This window comes from Saccharopolyspora aridisoli, from assembly GCF_004348445.1.
GTDB lineage: Bacteria > Actinomycetota > Actinomycetes > Mycobacteriales > Pseudonocardiaceae > Saccharopolyspora > Saccharopolyspora aridisoli.
This window is the reverse complement of the sequence record NZ_SMKV01000015.1, coordinates 121714-144986: the sequence shown is the minus strand read 5'-3', so window position 1 is coordinate 144986 and position 23273 is coordinate 121714. Positions and strand designations below refer to the sequence as shown.

20 protein-coding genes and 1 tRNA gene are annotated in these 23273 nt (G+C 70.3%); 13 read left to right on the top strand and 8 right to left on the bottom strand.

Annotation, left to right across the window (positions count from 1 at the left end):
- Positions 1-146 precede the first annotated feature (146 nt).
- Entirely contained in the window at positions 147-1148 is a 1002-nt protein-coding gene (locus tag E1161_RS14655; protein WP_132623660.1) for an ArsA-related P-loop ATPase, read from the top strand.
- A complete protein-coding gene (locus E1161_RS14650) occupies positions 1145-2284 on the top strand; it encodes an ArsA family ATPase (protein WP_132623658.1) in 1140 nt (379 codons plus the stop codon). The genes E1161_RS14655 and E1161_RS14650 overlap by 4 nt, the downstream gene beginning before the upstream one ends.
- A gap of 66 nt (positions 2285-2350) precedes the next feature.
- On the opposite strand, the gene E1161_RS14645 is transcribed toward E1161_RS14650, so the two are convergent.
- Entirely contained in the window at positions 2351-2650 is a 300-nt protein-coding gene (locus E1161_RS14645; protein WP_132623656.1) for a WhiB family transcriptional regulator, read from the bottom strand.
- A 253-nt stretch (positions 2651-2903) separates the two neighbouring features.
- Between E1161_RS14645 and E1161_RS14640 the strand changes: the two genes are divergently transcribed.
- On the top strand, positions 2904-5327 hold the full coding sequence (locus tag E1161_RS14640; protein WP_165939797.1) for a penicillin-binding protein: 2424 nt from the start codon (positions 2904-2906) through the stop codon (positions 5325-5327).
- Positions 5328-5360: 33 nt separating this feature from the next.
- A complete protein-coding gene (locus E1161_RS14635; protein ID WP_132623652.1) occupies positions 5361-6146 on the top strand; it encodes a siderophore-interacting protein in 786 nt (261 codons plus the stop codon).
- Positions 6147-6155: 9 nt separating this feature from the next.
- Here E1161_RS14635 and E1161_RS14630 read toward each other — a convergent pair whose 3' ends face one another.
- Complete coding sequence (locus E1161_RS14630) at positions 6156-6626, bottom strand: GatB/YqeY domain-containing protein (protein ID WP_132623650.1); 471 nt, start codon at positions 6624-6626, stop codon at positions 6156-6158.
- A 69-nt stretch (positions 6627-6695) separates the two neighbouring features.
- Here E1161_RS14630 and E1161_RS14625 point away from each other — a divergent pair, with 69 nt between their 5' ends.
- Complete coding sequence (locus tag E1161_RS14625) at positions 6696-7658, top strand: metallophosphoesterase (protein WP_132623648.1); 963 nt, start codon at positions 6696-6698, stop codon at positions 7656-7658.
- Positions 7659-7708: 50 nt separating this feature from the next.
- Positions 7709-7782 (top strand) — tRNA-Pro (locus E1161_RS14620).
- A gap of 236 nt (positions 7783-8018) precedes the next feature.
- Here the strand turns inward: E1161_RS14620 and E1161_RS14615 are convergent.
- On the bottom strand, positions 8019-8624 hold the full coding sequence (locus E1161_RS14615) for a hypothetical protein (protein ID WP_132623646.1): 606 nt from the start codon (positions 8622-8624) through the stop codon (positions 8019-8021).
- 317 nt (positions 8625-8941) lie between these two features.
- Between E1161_RS14615 and E1161_RS14610 the strand changes: the two genes are divergently transcribed.
- On the top strand, positions 8942-9400 hold the full coding sequence (locus tag E1161_RS14610) for a TspO/MBR family protein (protein WP_132623644.1): 459 nt from the start codon (positions 8942-8944) through the stop codon (positions 9398-9400).
- A gap of 59 nt (positions 9401-9459) precedes the next feature.
- Positions 9460-9939: a DUF1203 domain-containing protein gene (locus tag E1161_RS14605; RefSeq protein WP_132623642.1), complete on the top strand. Its 480-nt coding sequence runs from the start codon at positions 9460-9462 to the stop codon at positions 9937-9939.
- Here E1161_RS14605 and E1161_RS14600 read toward each other — a convergent pair whose 3' ends face one another.
- Positions 9940-10887, bottom strand: coding sequence for an EamA family transporter (locus E1161_RS14600; RefSeq protein ID WP_132623640.1), 948 nt, complete (start codon positions 10885-10887; stop codon positions 9940-9942). It lies immediately after the preceding gene.
- Between the two features lie 38 nt (positions 10888-10925).
- Here E1161_RS14600 and E1161_RS14595 point away from each other — a divergent pair, with 38 nt between their 5' ends.
- The 3 genes from E1161_RS14595 to E1161_RS14585 all read left to right on the top strand — a co-directional run bounded on the left by E1161_RS14595 (position 10926) and on the right by E1161_RS14585 (position 14562).
- Complete coding sequence (locus E1161_RS14595) at positions 10926-11462, top strand: CGNR zinc finger domain-containing protein (RefSeq protein ID WP_132623638.1); 537 nt, start codon at positions 10926-10928, stop codon at positions 11460-11462.
- 83 nt (positions 11463-11545) lie between these two features.
- Positions 11546-13381 carry a prolyl oligopeptidase family serine peptidase gene (locus E1161_RS14590; RefSeq protein WP_132623636.1) on the top strand — a complete coding sequence of 612 codons (1836 nt, stop codon included), beginning with the start codon at positions 11546-11548 and terminating at the stop codon, positions 13379-13381.
- Between the two features lie 113 nt (positions 13382-13494).
- Positions 13495-14562, top strand: a complete 1068-nt coding sequence (locus E1161_RS14585; RefSeq protein ID WP_132623696.1) for an NADH:flavin oxidoreductase/NADH oxidase — start codon at positions 13495-13497, stop codon at positions 14560-14562.
- A gap of 44 nt (positions 14563-14606) precedes the next feature.
- Here the strand turns inward: E1161_RS14585 and E1161_RS14580 are convergent, their stop codons facing one another.
- Positions 14607-15146: a Dps family protein gene (locus E1161_RS14580; RefSeq protein ID WP_132623634.1), complete on the bottom strand. Its 540-nt coding sequence runs from the start codon at positions 15144-15146 to the stop codon at positions 14607-14609.
- Positions 15147-15227: 81 nt separating this feature from the next.
- Positions 15228-15785 carry an NADPH-dependent FMN reductase gene (locus E1161_RS14575; RefSeq protein WP_132623632.1) on the bottom strand — a complete coding sequence of 186 codons (558 nt, stop codon included), beginning with the start codon at positions 15783-15785 and terminating at the stop codon, positions 15228-15230.
- Between the two features lie 171 nt (positions 15786-15956).
- On the opposite strand from E1161_RS14575, the gene E1161_RS14570 reads away from it, so the two are divergent.
- Positions 15957-17024 carry an alpha/beta hydrolase gene (locus E1161_RS14570; protein WP_132623630.1) on the top strand — a complete coding sequence of 356 codons (1068 nt, stop codon included), beginning with the start codon at positions 15957-15959 and terminating at the stop codon, positions 17022-17024.
- A 45-nt stretch (positions 17025-17069) separates the two neighbouring features.
- Here E1161_RS14570 and E1161_RS14565 read toward each other — a convergent pair whose 3' ends face one another.
- Positions 17070-19529, bottom strand: coding sequence for a helix-turn-helix transcriptional regulator (locus E1161_RS14565; RefSeq protein ID WP_235875029.1), 2460 nt, complete (start codon positions 19527-19529; stop codon positions 17070-17072).
- 121 nt (positions 19530-19650) lie between these two features.
- Positions 19651-21006 (bottom strand): Hsp70 family protein, encoded by a 1356-nt coding sequence (locus E1161_RS14560; RefSeq protein WP_132623628.1) that lies wholly within the window; start codon positions 21004-21006, stop codon positions 19651-19653.
- Between the two features lie 299 nt (positions 21007-21305).
- Here E1161_RS14560 and E1161_RS14555 point away from each other — a divergent pair, with 299 nt between their 5' ends.
- Entirely contained in the window at positions 21306-23141 is a 1836-nt protein-coding gene (locus E1161_RS14555) for an IniB N-terminal domain-containing protein (protein ID WP_235875028.1), read from the top strand.
- The last annotated feature ends 132 nt before the right edge of the window (positions 23142-23273 follow it).

The following is a 23273-nucleotide window of genomic DNA, read 5'->3' as shown; positions in this document are numbered from 1 at the left end:
CGCGCCGCTCAGGACCCGCAGCGTTGCCGGTCGCTCGGGTGGGGCACTGACGAACACTTCCGGTGCTTGCCTGACGGTCGTTGGGTTGGACGACGGCGATCACACGTGCGGAGACATTTCGGGAAACGGGGACTTACGCTGACCGCGTGACCTCATGGGACGGGGAGCTGGAAAGGGCGCGGTTGCACGTGGTCAGCGGGAAGGGCGGGACCGGGAAGACCACGGTCGCCGCCGCGCTCGCGCTGGCGCTGGCCACCGGCGGCAAGAAGGTGCTGCTCATCGAGGTCGAAGGGCGGCAGGGCATCGCCCAGCTCTTCGACAGCGCGCCGCTGCCCTACTCCGAGGAGTGGATCGCCGCGGCTCCCGGTGGAGGTGAGCTGCGGGCGCTGGCCATCGACGCCGAACCGGCGCTGCTCGAGTACCTGTCGATGTTCTACAACCTCGGTTTCGCCGGCCGGACGCTGCGCAGGATGGGTGCGATCGAGTTCGCCACCACCCTCGCGCCCGGGCTCCAGGACGTGCTGTTCACCGGCAAGATCAAGGAATGCGTCGGCCGGACCGACCAGCGCGGCCGCTACGTCTACGACGCGGTCGTCGTCGACGCGCCGCCGACCGGCCGGGTGGTGAAGTTCCTCGACGTCGCCCGCGCCATGGCCGACCTCGCCAAGGTCGGGCCCATCCGCGACCACAGCGACGGGGTGGTGCGCCTGGTCCACTCCAGCGACACCGTGGTCCACGTCGTCACGCTGCTCGAAGAGCTCCCTGTGCGCGAAACACTAGAAGCCGTCGAGGAGCTCGACGCCGCCGACCTGCGGCCCGGAGCGGTCGTGCTCAACCGGGTCCGGCCCGGCAGGCTGCCCGCGCGATCGGTGTCGGCCGCCGCCGACGGCCGCGTCAACGCCGACCGGGTGCGCACCGGACTCGAATTCGCAGGGCTGGAGGTCGACGACGACACCCTCGACGGGCTCGTCCACGAGACCATCGAGCACGCCATCCGGCACCGGGCCGAGGACGCCGCGCGCGACCAGCTCGCCGCCACCGACCTGCCCACCGTTTCGCTGCCCGACCTCGCCGCTGGGATCGACGTCGCCGAGCTCTACGAGCTCGCCGAGATATTCACCGAACACGGCATCCGGAGCCACCGATGAGCGAACCGCTGCGGCCGGCCCGGGTCGACGTCGACGCGCTGCTGGACGACCCAGACACGCACGTCGTCGTCTGCTGCGGCTCCGGCGGCGTCGGCAAGACCACCACGGCGGCCGCGCTGGCGGTGCGGGCCGCCGAGCGCGGGCGCAAGACGGTCGTGCTCACCATCGACCCCGCCCGGCGACTCGCCCAAGCGCTCGGCCTGCGGGAACTCGGCAACACGCCCAAGCAGGTGTCGCTGGAGGGATTCGAACCCGCGGGCGACCTGAACGCGATGATGCTCGACATGCGCCGCACCTTCGACGACATGGTGCAGATGCACGCCGGCCCCGAACGAGCCGAGCAGATCCTGAACAACCCCTTCTACCAAACCATTTCGACCTCGTTCTCCGGAACGCAGGAGTACATGGCGATGGAGAAGCTCGGTCAGCTCGCCGCCTCCGGCGAATGGGACCTGATCATCGTCGACACCCCGCCCAGCCGCTCCGCGCTGGACTTCCTGGATGCCCCGCAGCGGCTGTCGACGGTGCTGGACGGCCGGCTCATCAAGATGCTGTCCAGTCCGGCGCGCGCGGGCGGGCGCGGGCTGCGCAAGATCGTCGGGGCCTCGTTCGGCGTGTTCGCCAAGGCCGTGTCGACGATCATCGGCGGGCAGCTGCTCAACGACGCCGCGAACTTCGTGCAGGCCTTCGACTCGACCTTCGGCGGGTTCCGGCAGCGCGCCGAGCAGACCTACCGGCTGCTGCGCTCGCCGGGAACGGCGTTCCTGGTGGTCGCCGCTCCCGAACCGGACGCGCTGCGGGAGGCGTCCTACTTCGTGGAGCGGCTGGCCGGGGAATCGATGCCGCTGGTCGGCATGGTCGCCAACCGGACCCACCCGGTGGTCGCCGAGCTGGCGGCCAACCGCGCCACGGCGGTGGCAGACGAGATCGAGGCAGCCGGTTCGGCTCCGCTGGCCGCAGCGGTGCTGCGGGTGCACGCCGACCGCGTGGCGATCGCCGACCGGGAGAAGCGGATGCTCGCACGGTTCACCCGTGCGCACCCGGAGGTGCCACTCGTTGGCGTCCCTGCCTTGCCGTCCGATGTGCACGATCTGGCCGGTTTGCGGGAAATAGGGTTGCGGCTCGCCGGGGAATAATCCAAAAAGTCAGGCCGGGCATTAACGTTTTTCAGCGTTCACGCCCGGCCTGATCTTTCTTCAGGCTCAGCTCACCTGGAACTCGGCGATATCGGAGTAATCCTGACGCGCTGCCTCGAGCAATTCGCGCCAGTTACGAACATCCGGTCGACGGCGCAGCAGCGCCCGGCGTTCGCGTTCGGTCATTCCACCCCACACACCGAATTCGATCTTGCCGTCTAGCGCCTCGCTGAGGCACTCCGTCCGCACTGGGCAGCCAAAACAAACCATTCGTGCTTTGCGCTGCTCAGCCCCGCGGACGAACAATTGATCCGGGTTCTGGTCTCGACATGCGGCGTTAACCCGCCAGTCCCCCTGCTCAAACATAGAGTTCCCCCAGCTCCTCACTGGATCGTCGGCGACTGTATTTCGTCCGGAGCCCCCCGGCACCGGATGCCGCGGTTCGGAAGTCGGGAGCCGAACCACAACAGTGCTGTCGCTGGACGTAGACGGACTGTAGAGCCCAGCGGTTCCACAACCAACCGACGGTTGTCGTCCCGTTATCTTCCAGACTCACCACATCGGCTGGATTTGGGGTGTAACGCTCCGTCACGGCGCGTGTGCGATCTACGCTGGTTGCGTGCGTGCCCGAGACGGCTTGTTGAAGCTATTCGGTCTGTGTGTGCTGGCTGGCGTGCTGGTCGCGGGGTTGCTCTTCCCGGCTGCGGGGTCACTCGGAGTGGTCTCCAACCGCGCTGGAGACGCCGTGAACAGCATTTCCACGGACATGATGACCAAGGAACCGCCACTTGTGACGACGATCACAGACAAGGATCGGAGGCCGATCGCCTACCTGTTCAACCAAGATCGGACGCCGGCCGCTCCGGACCAGATCGCCGACACCATGAAGGCGGCGATCGTGGCCATCGAGGACCGGCGGTTCTTCGACCACCACGGGGTGGACTGGGCAGGCACCGCGCGGGCCGCCGTGACCAACCAGATGTCCGGCGAGATCGCGCAGGGCGGTTCCACCCTCACCCAGCAGTACGTGAAGAACTACCTGGTGCACGTGGTGGCCGCCGACGACCCGGTCAAGCAGGCCAAGGCGATCGAGCAGACCCCCGGCCGCAAGCTGCGGGAGATCCGCATCGCGCTGCAGGTGGAGAAGCAGATCAGCAAGGAGCAGATCCTCGCCCGCTACCTCAACGTGGTGCCCTACGGCAACCAGGCGCACGGGATCGCCGCCGCCGCACGCACCTACTTCGGCACCACCCCGGACAAGCTGACCATCGCCCAGTCGGCGCTGCTGGCGGGCATGGTCAACAGCCCCAGCGCGCTGAACCCGGAGAGCAACCCCGACGAGGCGCTCAACCGGCGCAACCTGGTGATCAAGGCGATGGAGGACCAGCGCCGGATCACCCCGGAAGCTGCCAACGAGGCCCGGAACGCGCCGCTCGGCCTGGTCACGCCGCTGCAGAACATACCCAACGGCTGCGTCGGAGCCGGCCCGTCCGACGGGTTCTTCTGCCGCTACGTCATCGACTACCTCGAACGTGCCGGGTTCACCGAGGAACAGCTCAAGACCGGCGGCTACACGATCCACACGTCGATGGACAAGCACGCCACCGACGCCGCCAAAGCCGCCGCCGAGCGCGGCGTGCCGAAGACGACCAAGGGCATCGCGAACGTGATGAGCGTCGTCGAGCCCGGCAAGGACAAGCACAAGGTGCGCGCGCTGGTCGCCAACCGCGACTTCGGCATCGACGCGTCGAAGGGCCAGACCTCCTACGCGCTGCCCAGCGGTGTGGCGAAGTTCGGTGCCGGGTCGATCTACAAGGTGTTCAGCGCCGCGGCGGCGTTGGAGAAGGGGATGGGGATCTACAACACCATCCAGTCGCCCGGGTCCTACACCTCGCAGGTCTACCGCAACGGCTCCCGGCCCTACACGGTCGGCAACGCCGAAGGCGTCGCGCCGGGCCCGCGCACGTTGCAGATGGCTCTGGCGACCTCGCCGAACACCGCGTTCGTCGCGCTGCAGGAGCGGGTCGGGCTGGATACCACGGTGGACATGGCGGTCCGGTTGGGCATGCGTCAGACGCTGCTGCACAACACCTCCGCGGGAAATCCGGTCACTCCCAACGGCTCCGGCGGTCTGTCGCAGGCGGAGGACGTCAAGCAGAAGAACATCGGCGCGTTCACGCTCGGGTTCGCCCCGACGAGTCCGCTGGAGCTGAGCAACGTCGGCGCGACGATCATGAGCGGCGGCACCTGGTGCCCGCCGACGCCGATCGAGCAGATCCAGGACCGCAACGGCAACCCGGTTTCGATCACCGAGGACCCGTGCGAGCAGGCCGTTGACGAGAAGCTGGCCAACGCGCTTGCCGTCGGCATGAGCAAGGACGACACCGGCGGCGGCACGGCCGCCGCAGCGGCCAGCGGCGCGGGGTGGAGCCGTCCGGTGGCGTCCAAGACCGGTACCACCGAGGCTCACCAGTCGGCCGGGTTCCTCGGCGCGACACCGCAGTACGCCGGTTCCGTGCTGACCTTCAGCGACGGCACTTCGCCGCAAGGCATCTGCGACAGCGATCCGCCACAGCTCTGCGGTGCCAACGGCGGCAACATCTACGGCGGCAAGGTTCCCGCGCGGACCTGGTTCGAGGCGATGAACGTGATCCACGAGGGACTGCCGGTGGCTCCGCTACCGCCGACCACCGACCGCTACGAGAACGGCGGCGACGAGTTCCACGTGCCCAACGTGGTCGGCCTGACCGACGAGCGCGCCAAGGAAACCCTGGAGAAGGCCGGTTACAAGGTCTCCGAGCGCTCGGTGAACAGCCAGCGCAAGAAGGGCACGGTGACCAGTCAGACGCCGCGCGGCTTCGCGCTGCCGGGCGAGACGGTGACGGTGTCGGTGAGCACCGGTTACGTGCCTCCGCCGTCGACGGAGCGGCCGACGCCCTCGGAGACCCCACCGCCTCCGGTCGCGGGTCAGCCACCGGGACCACCGGTGCTCCCGCCGGGGCAGCAGCCGGGCGGCCCACCGGGTTCACCGCCAGGCCGGTGACCGGGCGAATCGGGTCCTCGTAAACTCGCCCGCGTGACGAGAGCACAGGCGAGCACCCGACGTGCCCGGTCCCGCTACCGCCTGGTCGAGGTGCGGTCGACCGAGCGGATCACACCGCGCGTGGTGCGGCTGGTCCTCGGCGGGGACGAGCTGGCCGACTTCGTCAGCAACGGCAGCGACCAGCGGATCAAGCTCTGCCTGCCGCAGCCGGGCAAGCCGATGCCGCTGGGCCGCACCCGCGAGGAGGTCTTCGCCCTCCCCCGAGACGAGCAGCCCCGGCAGCGCACCTACACGGTCCGCGGCTTCGACGCCGAGCGGCGGGAGCTGGCGATCGACTTCGTGATCCACGACCACGACGGCCCGGGAAGCAAGTGGGCGTCGGAGGCCGAGCCGGGCGATCAGATCGTCACGGTCGGCCCCAGCCCGGCCTACCAACCGAATCCCGATGCGGATCCGCTGGTGCTGATCGGGGACGAGACGGCGCTGCCGGCGATCGCCGCGATCCTCGAAGAGCTGCCCGCCGGGGCCCGAGCGCGAGTTCTCGCCGAGGTCGCCGACGAATTCGAGCAGCAGCGGATCAACTCGGCGGCTGAGGTCACCTGGCGCTGGCTCCACCGCAACGGCACCCCGGCGGGCCAGGGCGACCTGCTGCTCGACGCCGTCCGCGACACCGACCTGGGCCCGGACCCCTACGTGTGGATCGGCGCGGAGGCCGAGGCGGTCCACCAGCTGCGCGAGCACTGCCAGCGCGAGCTCGGACTGGACCGCCGCCACCTCTACGCCCTCGCCTACTGGCGCCGGAACACCGCCGGCGACTGAGCCGGTGGCTCAGCCCTGGAGCTGGGCCTTGACGATCCCGGCGACCTTGCCGCCTTCGGCGCGGCCCGCGGCCTTGGCGTTGGCCGCTTTCATGACCTGGCCCATCTGCTTCATGCCCGGACGCTCGCCCGACTCGGCCTCGACCTCGGCGATGGCCTCGGTGACCAGTGAGGACAGCTCGTCGTCGGAGAGCTGCTGGGGAAGGTAGCGGCGCAGGACCTCGGCCTCGGAGGCTTCGGAATCGGCCTGCTCGTCACGACCGGCCGAGCGGAACGCCTCCGACGCCTCGTCACGCTTCTTGGCCTCCTTCGACAGCACCTTGAGCACCTCGTCGTCGGAGAGCTCCCGCTGCTGCTTGCCGGACACCTCCTCCTTGCCCACGGCGGCCAGCGCCATGCGCAGGACTCCGGTGACGGCGGTGTCGCGTTGCTTCATCGCGGCGGACAGGTCCGCGCGCAGCTTTTCCTTGAGCTCTGCCATGCGCCGATTATCGCGCCAGGCGCGTGGGCGGCGGGCCGCCGACCCCTGTCGAGACGTAGGCTTGTGAGGGTGAACAAGTTCGGGCGGATTCTGCTCAGCGCGGGCGCGGTCGGCGCCGCGACGCTCACCTACTCGGCGGCCATCGAACGACGGCACTGGACGTTGCGCCAGGCGACGGTTCCGGTCTTGGCCGAGGGCACACCCCCGCTGCGGGTGCTGCACATCTCTGACCTGCACATGACGCCGAACCAGCGGTCGAAGCAGCGCTGGGTAGCCGAGCTCGCCGACCTCGACCCCGACTTCGTGGTCAACACCGGCGACAACCTGGCGCATCCGCAGGCGGTCCCGGCGGCGCTGCGCGCGATGGGGCCGCTGCTGTCCAAGCCCGGTGTGTTCATCTTCGGCAGCAACGACTACTACGGCCCGAAGCCGAAGAACCCGGCCCGCTACTTGCTGCCGTCGGCGAAGACCAAGCGCATCCACGGTGAGCCGCTGCCGTGGCGGGACCTGCGCGCGGCGATGACCGAGCACGGCTGGCTCGACGCCACCCACTGCCGCCACGACATCGACGTCAACGGCACGAAGATCCACGTCGCCGGTCTGGACGACCCGCACCTGCACTTGGACCGCTACGAGGAGATCGCGGGCCAGCCCCCGGCGGATGCGGGGCTCAAGCTCGGCATCACCCACTCGCCCGAGCCCCGGGTGCTGGACAGCTTCGCCGAGGACGGCTACGACCTGGTGATGGCCGGGCACACCCACGGCGGCCAGCTGCGCGTGCCGGGCTACGGCGCCCTGACGACCAACTGCGACATCGACCGGACCCGCGCCCGCGGCGCCTCCACGTGGGGCGAGCGGATGCACCTGCACGTCTCGGCCGGCTTGGGAACCTCGCCGTACGCGCCGGTCCGCTTCGCATGCCCGCCGGAGGCGACGCTGCTGACCTTGCTGCCTCGGACCGAAAACCCGGCCGCGACCAGGAAGGACACCGAAAGCAGGACCCCGTACGGAGCGAGCGAGGGCATCCGCTAAGCTATGTCCAGCGCTGAGGCGAGCACCCGAGATGCCTCAGAGCTGGAGATCGGGGTGTGGCGCAGCTTGGGAGCGCGCTTCGTTCGGGTCGAAGAGGTCGTGGGTTCAAATCCCGCCACCCCGACAAGGCAAAGGGCCTGGTCAGGACTCCCGCGAGGAGTTCCGACCAGGCCCTTTCCCTATGCCTGGATGCGCCGCTGGGAGAACACTGCTCGGGTAGCACTCGAAGCAACACGTTGGGCTCCAGCGCCCCGAGCTTTGGCTCAGCCTCTGGAAGGACTCTGAGGAAGTAGCCGGGGCCACTGCTCCGAAGCGGGGAGCACAAGCCTGGCCAGGAGGACATGGCCGAGAGCCCGCGGTTCAGCCGGCATTGCGTGGCGCCACCAATGGGCGCCACACCGAAGAGAAGCCATACGCGACGAGCAGCACCACTGCCAACGCTCCCAACGGGCGCAAGATCCACTGTGCGTCGCCGAGGTCGAGATGGCGGTCGGCACACCACACAAGGACGCCGAGCTGGGTCCCCGCGGCGCCGAGGGCAAGGATGGAGGCCACCAGCCACCCAGCGATCCGCGTCTCACCCTCCGGGGTCCGGGCGATCGTGAGCACTAGCGGCGCTGCGCCAAGCAGCCCAACGGCGACCCCGTTGGTGACCATGACCACGGGGAGCACGGTTGTGTTGGTGGTCAGTATCTCCAGCTTGTCTGTGAACAGACCCGTGAACACCGCCGTCACCAAGGTCAAGTTGCTTGCCCAGTACTCCTTGAAGTCCCAACCCTTCGGCAGCGTCAGAACTTGGCTGCGGCGACTGGGCCGATTCTCCTCCCGGGTGTAGAAGCGGATCGCTACCAGCCCGACAACGATCGCAGAACCAGCGAACGCCAGCCCCAGAGCTGTCGGCACGACGCGCCAGAGACCCGGTTCCGCCGCCTTCTCAGCGGCGAACGAGTGGACGAGGCCGGTCATAGTCAGGCACCCCCTTGCCTGCAAGAGCAACCCTGGCACCCTCTGACCGCAAGCGCAGCCCACCGCTGGGTCCAGGCACTTCATGGACGAACCGCTACGCCCCGCGAGTGGTGGCTACTGCCGCCCCACCGAGCAGGGCTACTGGATTGCTAGGGGGTCTGCTGCGCCCGAACTGGCCAGGCCGGGTCGTGAGCGGCGATGACAGCGGGTGGCATGCGGCGACGCCAGCAACGACCTTCGGATCCGGGATCCTTCTCGGTGGCCGGTGGCTGGTCGTGCGCGCGGCGGGTTGGTGGTTGTTGGGTGACACTCGCTGGATGCGGTGGCGTGCGCTGGTCGGGAGCGGGGTTGCTGTCTTGGCGACTGCGGTCGTCGGGGCGCGTGCGGTGGATGCCGATGGGGCGTGGTTCCGTGAGTTGCGCAAGCCGCGGTGGCAGCCGCCTCCGCAGGTGTTCGGTCCGGTGTGGACCGCGCTGTACGCCGACATCGCCGTGTCCTCGGCGGTCGCGTTGTCCAAGCTCCCCCGGCGTTCTGGTTTCGCGCCAGCCCTCACCGGGAACCTGCTGCTCAACGCCGGGTGGACCTGGGTGTTCTGGGGCGCGCGACGTCCCTCGTGGGCGGCGGTGGAGGCCGCTGCGCTGACCGCGAGCTCGGTCGACCTGCTCGCACGGGCGGCGCGGGCCGATGCGCGAGCCGGAGCCGCCCTGGCGCCTTACGTGGCGTGGTGCGCCTTCGCCACCGCGCTGTCGACGGCGATCGCCCGCCGCAATCCCTGACCCGGTGCGATGGCCGATTCCCGCCGGATCCGGGTGCCTGCGGCGACGACGATCGGGGCATGGATCTTCGAGTGCTGCCGATCGCCGAGGGAGTCCTGGCGCAGCTGCAGGACGTCGACGACGCCGGTCATGAGATCGAGCCGTTCGTCGATGAGGCCGGAGGCGCGCCGCTGAGGTGCTGCCTGCGGCGGGTGCGCGCCGGCGAACGGGTGGCCCTCGTGAGCTACGCGCCGCTGCGGCGGTGGGCCGCTGAGAGCGGGGTCGCGCCCGGGGCATACGACGAGGTCGGGCCGGTGTTCATCCACGCGGACACCTGCACCGGACCGGACGATCCCGGCTGGCCGGAGGAGATCCGCGGGACGCGGCGAGTTCTGCGCGCCTACTCCGCCGGGGGGCGGATCCTCGGTGGCTGCCTGCTCGACGGCAGAACCGGGCTTTCCGAGCGGACCGCTTCTGACCTGCTGATGGATCCGGCCGTGGCGCTCGCGCACGTCCGCGCGGTGGAGTTCGGGTGCTTCCTGTTCGAGGTGCGGCGGTGATCAGGCCACGTCCCGTTCTCCGAGGCGGACGAGGACGACTCCGGTGATGATCAGCAGGCCGCCGACGATCACCGCCGGGCCCGGCTGCTGGTCGAGTAGCAGCCAGGCGAACAGGGCGCTGGCGACGACCTCGATGAGGGCGACGAAGGAGGCCAGGCGGGAGCCGAGGCGCCGGGTGGCCGCCGTGCCCGTCGTGTAGGCGATGGCGGCGGCGATCACGCCGAGCGCCACGAGCGGTGTCCACCAGGGGGTTCCGCCGATCGCGTAGACGGCAGGCGCGAAATTCGCGTGCATGGGCAGGATTCCGACCGCACCTAGTACGGCGAGGATGATCGCGGAGAGGAGCAGGCCCGCGCCGGCCAGGGTGATCGGCGGGAGGACGCCGTCGGTCTCACCCGAGACCAGGAAGTACGCTGCGTTGCCGATCATCGCTGCGAACGCCCACGCCGCGCCCGTCCACGCGATGTCCGCACCCGATGCCAGGTCCAGCGCGAACACCAGTCCTGCGATGGCCGAGCACGCTCCCAGGACCGTCAGCGGTCGCGGCCGCTGACCTCGCCGCAGCCACAACCAGCCCACGATCGCCACCGGTGCCGTGAATTCGATGAGCAGCGCGGCGGCCACGTCCATCGTGCTCACCGCGGAGAAGTAGCAGAACTGCGTGCCCGCCATGCCGAGCGCGCCGTAGACCAGCACCGGGCGGGTCTGCGCGCGGAGCAGCCACCACCTGCCGCGCAGCGCGCGCACCGCGAACGGGGCCAGCGCCAGCGCACCGACGCTCAGCCGCACCAGCACCACCGCACCCGGACTCCACCCGGATTCGAGCAGACCGCGCGCCAGCGCACCCGCCATCCCGAACGAGGCCGCCGACAGCAGCGCGAGCAGCAGTCCGCTGCCGAGCCTCGAAGTAGCGCGCGCATCAGCTCTGTCATTTGCTAACCGGGTCATGGCAGATGACGCTATGAATGGGGGTGTAATATGTCAACATGATTTTTGGCCATGACACGGAGGCGGCGCTGCAGGCTGCGGTGGCACTGGTCAACAGCGCCGAGGACCCCGACTCGCTGACCACCGTGCAAGCCGTCGACGCCTGGTTCGCCGAACACCGCTACACCGGACGCCACGACCGCGACGAGACCGAGCTCGACGAGCTCCGCGCCCTGCGGCCGGTCCTGCGCGACCTGCTCACCACCGACCGCGACCGGGCGGCGGAGCTGGTCAACACCATGCTCACCGAAGCGGGAGCGCTCCCCCAGCTCGTGCGGCACGGCGGCGAGGACTGGCACCTGCACGCGATCGACAGCGACGCCCCGCTGGCCCGCCGGGTGATCGTGGAGGCCGCGATGGCGATGGTCGACGTCGTGCGGCTCGACGAGATGTCCCGGCTGTCGCTGTGCGCCGACGAGAACTGCCGGGGCGTGGTCATCGACCTCACCCGCAACCGCTCCCGCCGCTTCTGCACCACCGCCTGCGCCAACCGCAACGCCGTCGCGGCCTACCGGGCCCGCAGCAAGAACCGCTGAGGTCGCGGCCTACCGGGCCCGCAGCAAGAACCGCTGAGACCGGGTGCACGCACCCGGCGGGCCGATCGGGCAGTATCGGGGACGTGAGCACCTATCCCGAGGCGAAGATCCCCAGCGCGCTGTTCGACGACCCGGAGCGCGAGAGCCGGTGGCGTACGCGGTTCACCGCCCCGCGCGTGTCCCTGCCCGACTGGGCCCGGGACGCGCCACAGCGCAGCCTGTACGTGTCGAACTCCAGCGGCACCTGGGAGATCTACGCCTGGGACCGCGACTCCGACGAGCACCGGCAGGTCACCGACCGTCCACAAGGGACCTTCCACGGGACGCTGTCGGTCGACGGCGACAAGATCTGGTGGTTCGACGACACCGACGGCGACGAGTTCGGCAGCTGGAAGGTCCAGCCGTTCGATGCCGGCGACCCCGAGCCCGCCGTTCCCGGAACCCACCCCGGCTACCCTGCCGGACTGGAGCTGGGCAGCTCGGTGATCGGGCTCGGCATGTCCACCGACGACGGCGTCACCGTGTGGGTGGTGCGTGACGGCGGCACTCCCGAGGTGCTCTACGAGCACGAGCAGGACGGCGGGCTGTCGGCGATGTCCTGGGACGAGACCATGCTCGTCATCTCGCACTCGGAGCACGGCGACTCCCGGCACCCCGCGCTGCGGGTGCTGCGCACCGACGGCTCCGAGGTCGCCGAGAAGTGGGACGGACCCGGCAAGTCGCTTGACGCGCTGGAGTTCGCGCCGGTCACCGGCGACCCGAGGCTGCTGGTGCTGCACGAGCGCCGCGGCAAGGAGGAGTTGCTGATCTGGGACGTCGTCAGTGACACCGAGACCGGGATCGAACTGGACCTGCCCGGCGAGGTCTCCGCCGACTGGTACCCGGACGGCAAAGCGCTGCTGATCGCCCACACCCAGCACGCGCGCACCACCATGCACCGCTACGACCTGGGCTCCGGTGAGCTCACCGAGCTCGCCACCCCTCCCGGCACCGTCGCGGGTGCTTCGGTGCGGCCGGACCACGCCGTGGAGTACGTGTGGTCCTCGGCGGCGACCCCGTCGCTGGTGCGCACGGTGTCGGCCACCGGCGACGACCGGGTGCTGCTGACCCCGCCCGGCGAGCGGCCGCCGGGCACGACACCCGTGACCGACGTGTTCGTCGAGGTCGCCCACGGCCCGAACGACTCGGTTCACGCGCTGGTCGCGCGGCCGGAAGGCTCCGGGGACGGCCCGATCCCCACGGTGTTCAGCCTGCACGGCGGCCCGCACGCGGCGGACGAGGACCGGTTCTCCGCCTACCGCGCGGCCTGGCTGGACGCCGGGTTCGCCGTCGTGGAGATCAACTACCGGGGCTCCACCGGCTACGGCTCGGCCTGGCGGGATGCCATCGAGGGCAGGCCGGGCACGACCGAGCTCGAAGACGTGGCGCTGGTGCACGACTGGGCGATCAAGTCCGGGCTGACCACCCCGGCGCTGAGCGTCGTCGCGGGCGCGTCGTGGGGCGGCTACCTGACGCTGTTGGCCCTGGGCACCCAGCCGGAGCGCTGGGCGGGCGGTGTCGCGGGCGTGCCGGTGGCCGACTACGTCTCGGCGTTCGCCGACGAGATGGAACCGCTGCGCGCCTACGACCGAGCCCTGTTCGGCGGTTCCCCGGAGGAGATCCCGGAGGTCTACGAGACGGCCTCGCCGATCACCTACGTCGACCAGGTGCGCGCGCCGGTCCTGGTGCTGGCCGGCGACAACGACCCGCGCTGCCCGATCCAGCAGATCCTCAACTACCTGGACCGGCTGGGCGAGCGGGAGATCCCGTTCGAGTTCTACCGCTACGACGCGGGCCACGGCTCGCTGGTCGTCGCGGAGACGTTGCGCCAGGTAGCGACCGAGATCCACTTCGCCCAGCGGGCGGTCGGACTCGCCTGAGGCCCCACGTGGTGTCGAACCTCGCGCGAGGTTCGACACCACCACGCCCAGGCGCGCCGGGTTGTGAGGAAGGCCCCTCGCCGGGCCGGAATATCTTGTTCCGCGCGGTCGTCATGCTCGGTGTGAGCCATCTGTTCGAACCGATCAAACTGCGTGACCTGACCGTCCGCAACCGCGTGTGGGTCTCGCCCATGTGCCAGTACTCCGCCACCGACGGCGTGCCCAACGACTGGCACCTGGTCCACCTGGGCCAGTTCGCCATCGGCGGCGCCGGTCTGGTCATCGCCGAAGCCTCGGGCGTCACGCCGGAAGGCCGCATCACCCCGCACGACACCGGCATCTACAGCGACGAGCAGGTCGCGGCGTGGCGCCGGATCAACGACTTCGTGCACGCCCAGGGCGCCGCCACCGGCATCCAGCTCGCGCACGCGGGCCGCAAGGCGTCCACCGCTCAGCCGTGGGCCGGAGGCGCCACCGTCGACGAGTCCGAGGGCGGCTGGCAGACGGTCAGCTCCACCGGCAACGCCTTCGGCGACCTGGCCGCTCCGCGAGCCCTGACCGCGGAGGAGGTCGCCGAGCTGCCCGAGAAGTTCGCCGCGGCCGCACGTCGCGCCGACGAGGCCGACTTCGACGTCGTGGAGCTGCACTTCGCGCACGGCTACCTGGCGCACCAGTTCTACTCGCCGCTGGTCAACGACCGCACCGACGCCTACGGCGGTGAGTTCCAGAACCGGGTCCGGGTGCTGCTGGAGATCACCGACGCGGTCCGCGCCGCCTGGCCGGAGGGCAAGCCGCTGTTCGCCCGCTTGTCCGCGACCGACTGGGCCGAGGGCGGCTGGACCGGCGACGACTCGGTGCGCCTTTCCAAGCTGCTGGCCGAGCGCGGGGTCGACCTGATCGACGCCTCGACCGGTGGTGCGATCCCGGACGCGAAGATCCCGGTGCGCTCCGGCTACCAGGTGCCGTTCGCCCGGCAGATCAAGCTGGACGCCGAGGTCCCGACCGCCTCGGTCGGCCTGATCACCGCGCCGGAGCAGGCGGAGGAGATCGTCGTCTCGGGTTCGGCCGACGCGGTGCTGCTCGGTCGCGAGCTGCTGCGCGACCCGCACTGGCCGCTGCACGCGGCGGACCGGCTGCGCGCCGACAACATCTGGCCCGTCCAGTACGAACGCGCCCGCTGACGCAACGGGTGGGGAAGCTCGGCCGAACTTCCCCACCCGCTCGTCTAGGCGAGCTGGGCTTGCCACATCCAGTGCGACTTCTCGAGGTCGCTGGAGATGGCGATCAGCAGGTCCTGGGTGACCAGGTCGGTCTTGTCGGTTTCGTCGATGCGCTTGCGCAGGCGAGCCACGACCTCGCCCAGGGTGTCCACGATCGCTTCGACGACCTGTTCGTCGCTGCACCAGTCGGCGGGGAAGTCCGGCAGTCCGGAGCCCTTGGCGACGGTCGAGGCGCGACCGTCCGGGGAGACGCCGATGGTCACCGTGCGCTCGGCGACGTCGTCGGCGAACCCCCGCGCCGAGGTGACCAGCTCGTCGAGCTGGAGGTGCACGTCGCGGAAGAACTTGCCGACGACGTTCCAGTGAGCCTGCTTGGCGACCAGGTGCAGGTCGATCAGGTCCAGCAGGGTGTCCTGCAGCACCCGCCCGGTGATGTCGCGGTCGGAACTGCTGAGCGGACTGGTGATCGGCGCCGCGTTCTTCCCGGAGCTCTTCTTCGGCGCGCTCCTCTTCGCAGCTGCCTTGGGTGCGCTCTTCTGGGCCATGGGTTCGCACAACCTCCTCGACGAGAACGTGCAGACCGGAATCAGGGTGCTTCCCAGGGCGTACCCGCGCACTTCGGGTGACTACACCCGCTGCTCGGCGAACTCCACCACTTGTCGCCCGATGGTGCGCAACGTGGCACCGATCTTCTCGTCCTCGCACGCGCCGCCCGGGCCGAAACGGGTCTCGGCCGAGTTCACGGCGCCACCGAGCGGCGTCGGCCAGCCGCGCAACGCGTGCACGACCGAGCGCAGCGCCTGCAGCGTGGTGACGGTGGCCTGCCAGCCGTAGGCGACGCCGATGCAGCCGACAGCGCGCCCGTCGAAGTAGGGGCGGGAGTCGCCACGCAGGTCCTCGACGTAGTCGAGGGCGTTCTTGACCAGGCCGGACACGGTTCCGTGGTAGCCGGGCGAGGAGATCAGCACTCCGTCGGCGCCTCGCAGCGCTTCGACGAATTCGGTGGCCAGCGTCGAGCGGTCGGTCATGTGCGGGTCGTAGAACGGCAGGGCCAGGTCGGCACCGGTGATCGCCCGGACCTTCGCCCCCGACTCCCTGGCGCCCTCCAGCGCGGCGTGCAGCACGCGCTCGGACTGCGAGTCGGGGCGGACCGAGCCACCGATCCCCACCACGGTCACCGTCATGTGCCGATCCTTTCACCCGAACCTGGGAACTGTCGCCCCCGATGTGCCTGTGCGGGCCACGCTAGAACCTCCAGTCCGCTGGAGGTCAAGATCGGCGATCTGCCGCCGAGAAATTGGCTACTTCCGGGTAACCTACTAGTCGTCCACCACCTTCGCGGGAAGGTCACGCCCATGCCCAACGTCATCGAAGCGCTGCGACCGACGCTCGAAGGCGTCGCGATGCGCGCCGTTTTCGCACTGCCCCAGCCCCTCCGCCGCCTCATCGCGGGCGCGCCGATCCGGATCGACGGCCAGGAGCTCGCGCTCGACGCGCAGCTGCTGTTGAAGCTGCAGAGGCTGACCGGCCAGACCGGGCTCGCCGCCTCGACGGCGGAGAAGGCGCGCGCCGGCATGGCGCACGCGACGAAGATCACCTCGGTGGCTCCGCTGGGCGGCGTGGTCGTCGCCGAACGGACCATCCCGACCGACAACGGCGATCTGCCCGCACGGCTCTACCGCCCCCAGGACCTCAACGAAACGGGTCCACTGCTGGTCTACTACCACGGCGGCGGCTGGGTGATCGGCGACCTCGACAGCCACGACGACCTGTGCCGGTTCCTCGCCAAGCACGTCGGGATCCGGGTGCTGTCGGTGGACTACCGGCTGGCCCCGGAGTACCCGTTCCCCGCAGCGCTGGACGACGCGCTGGCGGCCTACTCCTACGCCGTGGACAACGCCGCGGACCTCGGCTCCTCCAGCGACGCGATCGCCGTCGGCGGCGACTCGGCAGGCGGCAACCTCGCCGCCGCGGTCGCCCTGCAGACAACCCGATCGGGAGAGCAGAAGCCGGTGCTGCAACTGCTGCTGTACCCGGCGGTGGACGCGACCCGGCGCCGCCGCTCGCGGGAGCTGTTCGGCACCGGGTTCCTGCTCACCGACCACGACATGACCTGGTTCATGGACCAGTACTCGCCCGTCGAGTCCGAGCGCGGCGATCCGAGGCTGTCGGTCCTGCTCGCCGACGACCTCACCGAGCTGCCCACGGCCTACGTCGTGACCTCGGGGTTCGACCCGCTGCGCGATGAGGGCGAGGCGTACGCCACGGCGCTGTCCGACGCGGGCGTGCCGGTGGTGGCGCGGCGCTTCCCGGACCTCATCCACGGGTTCGCCAACATCCGCCCGGTGGGTCACCGCTTCGAAGAAGCGCTCTTCGAGATCGTCGGCACGGTCAGAGCGGCCCTGGACCTCCGCAAGGTTTGATCTGGGAGCGCCTCGTCGCTCCACCCGCCGGAAGCCCTGAGCGGGTCACTCCGAGCCGGTGAGGAGTTCTCGGAGGCGGGTGAGGAGTTCTTCGCGGTTCGCCGAGCCGAGCCGCTGCTTGATCCGGCTGATGTGGTGCTCGACCGTCTTCGCCGAGATGAACAGGCGCTTGCCCACCTGCTTGTAGGTCAAGCCCGCGACCACCAGTTCGGCCACTTCCTTCTCCCGCTCGGAGAGCAGTTCCGAATCGGCGCCGCCGGCGTTCACGGCCCGGGGACGCGGCGGCTTGCCCTGCAGGGCGCGGGCGCACTCCAGGAGAGCGAGCATCGCGCGGCGGTCGTGGGTGCGGATGGCGGCCTGCCCGGCGAGGCGGGCGCCGTCCCAGGCCAGACCGGCGCCGTGGAGGCCCCGAGCGATGCGTTCGACCTCGTCCTGATCGACCTCGCCACCGAGGACCCGCAGCCACATCCGGGCGGCCTCGGCCATCGCGGCGGCCAGCGCGTTGTGGTGCGCGAGGGCGTCGAGCTGGTCGGCGAAGCGGCCCGCGGAGTGGCTCTCCTCCAGGACGATGGCTGCCTGCAACCGCTTCCACAGCAGCATCGACGTCCACAGCGGAGGGTTGCCGAGCCGCTCCAGCAGCGTTTCGGCCTCGTGCAGGTACGGGGTGATCCACTCCTGGTCGCGCAACCGGGCCGCGGCCACCACCAGCTCGCCCAGCGGCAGCAGCGAGAACAGGTCCACCGAGTGCTCCGCGGCGACCTGCCTGGCCTGCGCGCGAGCGGTGGCCAGGGCGGTCATGTCGTTGTCCCTGCTGGCGATCCCGGCCTCGATCGCGGTGGCCATCAGCCGGTCGCGGGCCGCCATCTCGCTCGCTTCGGGCAACTTCGCGCGCGCGGTGACGGTGTCGCCCTTGACCAGCGGCAACCAGGCCGCGAGCAGTCGGTGCCGGTTGTGCAGCAGGGCACCGCCCGCTCCGGCCTCCACCGCGCGGTCCAGCGTGGACTGCGCGACGTCGAGCTCACCGCAGTGCAGCGCGACCAGCGCGGCCACCGCCGCAGGGGTGTCGGGCACGAACACACCGCGCCCCAGCGGTTCGGACAGCGATGCCGCGCGCACCAGCGTGGACAGCGCGGTCGTGGCCGATCCGACGACGGATTCGCGCACGCCGACGGCCATCTGGGCCGCCGCACCGGTCATCGAAGTCGGCGGTCCCGCGTCGTCGCTGGTCTTGAGCAGCTCCTCGGCATCGGCCAGCCGACCTGCGCCGATCAGACCGACGGCCGCGAACGCCCTGTCGCCCGGCCAGCGCAGCTTCACCGCCGACCAGCGGCACAGCTCCGCTGAGCGCTCCAGCAGCCCGCGGTGCGCCAGCACGCCCGCCGCGACCTGGACCCCCAGTTCACGGTCCGGCGCGTCCTCCTCGACGATCACCCGTTCGGCCAGCCGCAGCGCCTCGTCGAGGTTCCCGGCCACGGCAGCCGCTCGGGCCTGGCGCGCGACCACCGAGCCTGCGGGCACACCGGCCGACACCGCGGCGGCGAGCATCCTCCCGGCCAGGTGCGGGGCGACCTGCACGGCCTCTTCACCGGCGCGCTCGAAGGCCTTGGCAAGCGTCGCTTCCGGCAGCAGCGCCATCGGCGCCTCCAGCAGCGGCGCGACCAGCGGCAGCACCGGGCCGCCCCGGGAGAGCTGGAGTTCCACGAGTTTTCGCGTGAGGCGCAACCGGAGTTCCCACGACGTCAACCTCAGGACCGCGGCGCGCACGATCGGCAGCAGCACGTCCTCGGCGCCGAGCATCGCTCCGGATCGCATGGCCGCCAGCACGGCGCCGACCGACGAGCTGTCGGTGCCGACGACGACGGCGAGCAGGTCGGGGTGCGGGGTGGCGCCGATGGCCATCGCCGTCGCGCATCCCCAGCCGATCTCGCCGAGCTGGTCCAGGTCGTGCTGGAAGTGGTCGAGCGCGCGGGCGGGCAGCTCGGCGCGTCCGGGCACGGCCTCGGCCAGCAGCCGGGAGACGTAGCGCGGGACACCGCCGGTCTGGGTCTGCACCCAACCGACCCAGTCCAGCGCGCTGCCCTCGGCCCGCTCGGCGATCTCGTCCAGCCCGAGGGCAGCGAGCAGCACGGGAGCGCCGAGTTCGCCGATCAGCTCGCCGAGCGCTGCGCTGCGCGGGCCGGGCCGGTAGGCGACCAGCAGTCGGGTCCCCGGGCGGCGGGCGATCTCGCTGAGCCGCAGCAGCAGTTCGTCGTCGAGCCGGTGCGCGTCGTCGACCAGCAGCGCACCGTGCTCGGCGCGGTCGAGCTCCTGGACACCGAGCACCGGCACGTCCGCCTCGCGGTAGGCGGCGGCGATGGCCTCGAGCAGCGTGGTCTTGCCGAACCCACCTGCGCCCTGGATGCCGGCCACGATCGGCGAGCCCGGGGAGGCCTCGATGGCCGACCGCAACCCGGCCGCGTGCCCGTCCGGGACCAGGGCGGGGCGGGATGTCGTCGGGTGATTCACGCCTGCCTTCCTTGTCGTCCGGTCACCTGGGTCTAGCGGTCTTGATCAGTTGGCTGACGGTGGTGGGTGCGGATCCAGTTGCGCGGTATGCCGTTCCGTTAACGAAATCGCGATCACCGAGCTACTTGAAGAGGTCCATCACGCCGGTGATGGAGTGGTCCTTGGTCATGAAGGTGATCACGATGCCCACGGTGATCAGCAGCGCCGCCACCACCAGCTTGATGATCTTCATGCGTTTCGCCCGCGCTTCGTCGGGGGGCTCGATGGGCATCGGCTCGACGTCGATCGGTGGGCGTTCGACGGGTTCGGGCTCGTTGTCGACGTCGTCGTCGGTGTCGAAGCCGTCAACGCGCATCAGCACGCTGGTCTCGGCGATCGAACCGCGGTCGGTGCTGGTGGACAGCACCTGCTGCGCGGCCAGCGCGGCACCGCTGGCGGCGGTGAGCTCGGGGGCCACGTCGACCAGCGGCGGGGTCTGCAACCGCTCGGAGACCAGTTGTTTGAGCATCGGGGTGCGCGCGATCCCGCCCGCCAGCACCACCGTCTCGACGTCGTCCGGGCGCAACGACGCCGACTGCACGGCCTGCGAGATCAGCTCGGGCACCCGCTCCAGGTGCGGGCGCGCCAGCTGCTCGTAGCGGGCGCGGGAGATGCCGAACTCGGTCCGCACGCCGGGCAGGTCGACCCACATCGACACACCGGCCTGGTGCGACAGCGCCTCCCTGGCCCGCACGCACTCGCCGCGCAGCTTGGCCAGCGCCGCCCGGTGGTTGACGTCGGAGGTGTCGAGCTCGCCGATCTGCGCCGGGAACTGCTCGCCGATCAGCTCGAACAGCGCGTCGTCGAGGTCTTGCCCCGAGGGGTGTTCAGTGCTCAACGGCGAGCCGACGACCTCGAAGGAGGGGTGGCGGCGGCGCAGCACGGTGGCGTCGAAGCCGCTGCCGCCGACGTTGGCGACCACGAGCGGATGCTGTTCCTGCACTCGCTGCTTGCTCGCGTAGTCGAGGGCGACGGCGATCGGCTCGGGGACCAAGGTGACCTCGGTGATCCCGAGCTGGGACAGCGCCTGCTGCACCAGGTGCACCCGGTGCGGGCCCCAGCTGGAGCTGTGGGCCACGGCGATGTGCTCGGGCGGGTACCCCTGCCGCTGGGTGACCACGTCGGAGACCCACTCGATCATCGCGGCGACCAGGCGCTGCGCCGGGACGAACTCGCTGCCGACCACCAGCGGCAGGTCGTCGCCGAGCCTGCTGGTGAAGCCGCGCGCGACCCACTCGTGGTGGCTGATCTCCTGGCGGGCGGCGGCCTCCCCGGCCACGAAAGATCCGTCCTGGACCTTGCACAGCACCGTCGGCACCACCGGGCCGTTGGTCGCCAAGGGCACGGGAACGGTCGCCGTCCAGCGGCCACCGTCGCGCCTGGCCGTTGCGGCGGTCGTCACCGTCGCGCCCAGGTGAACGCCCAGGACGTAAGGCATGCAATCCCTTCGTGTCACCGACTCGCGTGTCCTGCCAGGTTCCCCGATCGAGGGTCTTGCGCGCGGGCGGGGTGTCCACAATTTAGCGGCATTCGATTACGGAGCGGTTCGGGACTCCCCTAGCCACCCCCCAACGGCCTACCTAATCAATCCCCTAATAGAGATCTCGATGACTAGGAGTCGTACCCGATGGCTGGGGGGTTCGCCGCCCCTACTGTGATCAACACAGGAGTGAGGGAACGGCACGACCTCACTCGGTCCACCTAGCCGAGTACCGCTGAGCATCGGGAGGTCCGACGATGGCGAACCCTCAGCACCCCTCTGGTCAGGCCGAGTCCCCCACCTCCGACCCCGGGACGCACTCCAACTCCGGCCTGTCCGCGGAACCGACGCTGCACGAGTTCCTCACGCGCCTCGTCAGCGATCCGGCCGCACGGTCGGCCTTCGACGCTGATCCGCAAGCCACGTTGGATCAGGTCGGACTCGGGGAAATGAGCGCGACAGACGTGCTTCAAGCCACGTCGCTGGTCCTCGACTACGCGCCGGTCGAGGTGGTCAACGCGCACGACCGCTCGCTTTCGAGCAGCGTCGAGAAGTTCGCCGCGAGCAACCAGCATGTCGTAATCAGCGAACTGCATCCCGCACATCCACACGAGCAGGAAGAACTCAGCATGCTGCAGAACACCCCCTCTGACGACTTCGGCCCCGGCGGCGACGTCGACGCCCAGATGCCTGCCCCCGCCCCGGCGCAGAACGGCGACACCAACATCGACATCGAGCACACCGACGTCGACTCGCACAACGTCGTCAACGTGCACGACGTGCTCTCGGGCAACCAGGTCCTGTCGGGCAACGACGTCAACATCGGTGACAACCTCGACCTGTCCTCCACCGTCGGTTCGGTCACCAGCACCGCCACCCACATGTTCGACAGCTCGCTGGACGTCGCGTCGGTCACCGGTTCGCTGGTGCACGGCGACGTCACCAACGTGGTCGGCGACGTGGCCTCGGGCAACGTCACCGACGTGGTCACCAACGCCCCGGTCGTGGGCGACGTGGCCGCCAACGCCACCCAGGTCGTGGGCGACGCCCCGGTCGTGGGCGACGTCGTCGGCGACGTGACCTCGGGCGACATCACCGGCGTTGCCGGTGACCTGACCTCCACCGTTTCCGAGGCCCCCGTCGTGGGCGACGTCGTCGGCAACGTGACCTCGGGCGACATCACCGGCGTTGCCGGTGACCTGACCTCCACCGTTTCCGAGGCCCCGGTCGTCGGCGACGTCGTCGGCTCGGTCACCTCGGGCGACGTGACCGGCATCGCCGGGAACCTGAGCGACAACGCCGCCGGCCTGCCGGTCGTGGGCGACCTGGCCGGCGCTGCCGCTGGTGTCCCGGTCGTGGGCGACCTGGCCGGTTCCGTCACGGGCGCCGCCGAGAGCGGCCCGCTGGGCGTCGTGGCCGGCGTCCCGGTCGTGGGCGACATCGCCTCCACCGCCACCAGCACCGTCGGCTCCGTGCCGGTCGTGGGTGACGTCGTCGGCGACGTGACCTCGGGCGACGTGACCGGTGTGGCCGGCACGCTGACCGACGCCGGCGCGAACGTGCCGGTCGTGGGCGACGCCCTGGGCGACGTGACCTCGGGTGACGTCACCGGTGCCGTCTCCAACGTTCCGGTCGCCGGCGAGGTCGCCGACACCGCCACCGGCGCGCTGAGCAACGTCCCGGTCGTGGGCGACGTGGCCGGCGGTGCCGCCGTTAGCGGCAGCCTGGTCAACAACGTCCCGGTCGGCCCGGAGGCCATCGGCGACGTCACCGGCACGGTCACCGACGCCGTTGCCAACGTCCCGGTCGCCGGCGACCTCGCCAGCTCCGTGACCGACACCGTTGCCGGTGGCGACGTCTCCGCGCTGCCGGTCGACGACCTGACCTCCGCGCTGCCCACCGACGCGCTGCCGGTCGAGGACGTCACCTCGGCGCTGCCGCTGGACGCCGCTCCGCTGGCCCCGGTCGGCGACGTGGTCTCGCACCTGCCGGCACCGAGCGACCTGCCGGTCGCGGGTCCGATCGTCGGCGAGCCGGTGGAGGACCTGACCAACACCGCCACGGACGCGCTGCCGCTGGACGGCCTGCTCTGATCGCTCTCCGCGACTGAGCTTTGAAGGTGCCGGGATCCGCTCCCTGAGTGGATCCCGGCATTTTTCACATTCCGTAAATTCCGCGTGCCTCACCAACACGGCGCGTGCGCGTTAGCGATGTGAGTTCAACCG

Bases quoted from the DNA above. Each gene is read 5' to 3' on its own strand.
- E1161_RS14650 (WP_132623658.1), top strand. From the start codon at position 1,145: ATGAGCGAACCGCTGCGGCCGGCCCGGGTCGACGTCGACGCGCTGCTG.
- E1161_RS14645 (WP_132623656.1), bottom strand. From the start codon at position 2,650: ATGTTTGAGCAGGGGGACTGGCGGGTTAACGCCGCATGTCGAGACCAG.
- E1161_RS14630 (WP_132623650.1), bottom strand. From the start codon at position 6,626: ATGGCAGAGCTCAAGGAAAAGCTGCGCGCGGACCTGTCCGCCGCGATG.
- E1161_RS14615 (WP_132623646.1), bottom strand. From the start codon at position 8,624: ATGACCGGCCTCGTCCACTCGTTCGCCGCTGAGAAGGCGGCGGAACCG.
- E1161_RS14610 (WP_132623644.1), top strand. From the start codon at position 8,942: ATGCGGTGGCGTGCGCTGGTCGGGAGCGGGGTTGCTGTCTTGGCGACT.
- E1161_RS14605 (WP_132623642.1), top strand. From the start codon at position 9,460: ATGGATCTTCGAGTGCTGCCGATCGCCGAGGGAGTCCTGGCGCAGCTG.
- E1161_RS14600 (WP_132623640.1), bottom strand. From the start codon at position 10,887: ATGACCCGGTTAGCAAATGACAGAGCTGATGCGCGCGCTACTTCGAGG.
- E1161_RS14595 (WP_132623638.1), top strand. From the start codon at position 10,926: ATGATTTTTGGCCATGACACGGAGGCGGCGCTGCAGGCTGCGGTGGCA.
- E1161_RS14585 (WP_132623696.1), top strand. From the start codon at position 13,495: ATGCTCGGTGTGAGCCATCTGTTCGAACCGATCAAACTGCGTGACCTG.
- E1161_RS14580 (WP_132623634.1), bottom strand. From the start codon at position 15,146: ATGGCCCAGAAGAGCGCACCCAAGGCAGCTGCGAAGAGGAGCGCGCCG.
- E1161_RS14575 (WP_132623632.1), bottom strand. From the start codon at position 15,785: ATGACGGTGACCGTGGTGGGGATCGGTGGCTCGGTCCGCCCCGACTCG.
- E1161_RS14570 (WP_132623630.1), top strand. From the start codon at position 15,957: ATGCCCAACGTCATCGAAGCGCTGCGACCGACGCTCGAAGGCGTCGCG.
- E1161_RS14560 (WP_132623628.1), bottom strand. From the start codon at position 21,006: ATGCCTTACGTCCTGGGCGTTCACCTGGGCGCGACGGTGACGACCGCC.
- E1161_RS14555 (WP_235875028.1), top strand. From the start codon at position 21,306: ATGGCGAACCCTCAGCACCCCTCTGGTCAGGCCGAGTCCCCCACCTCC.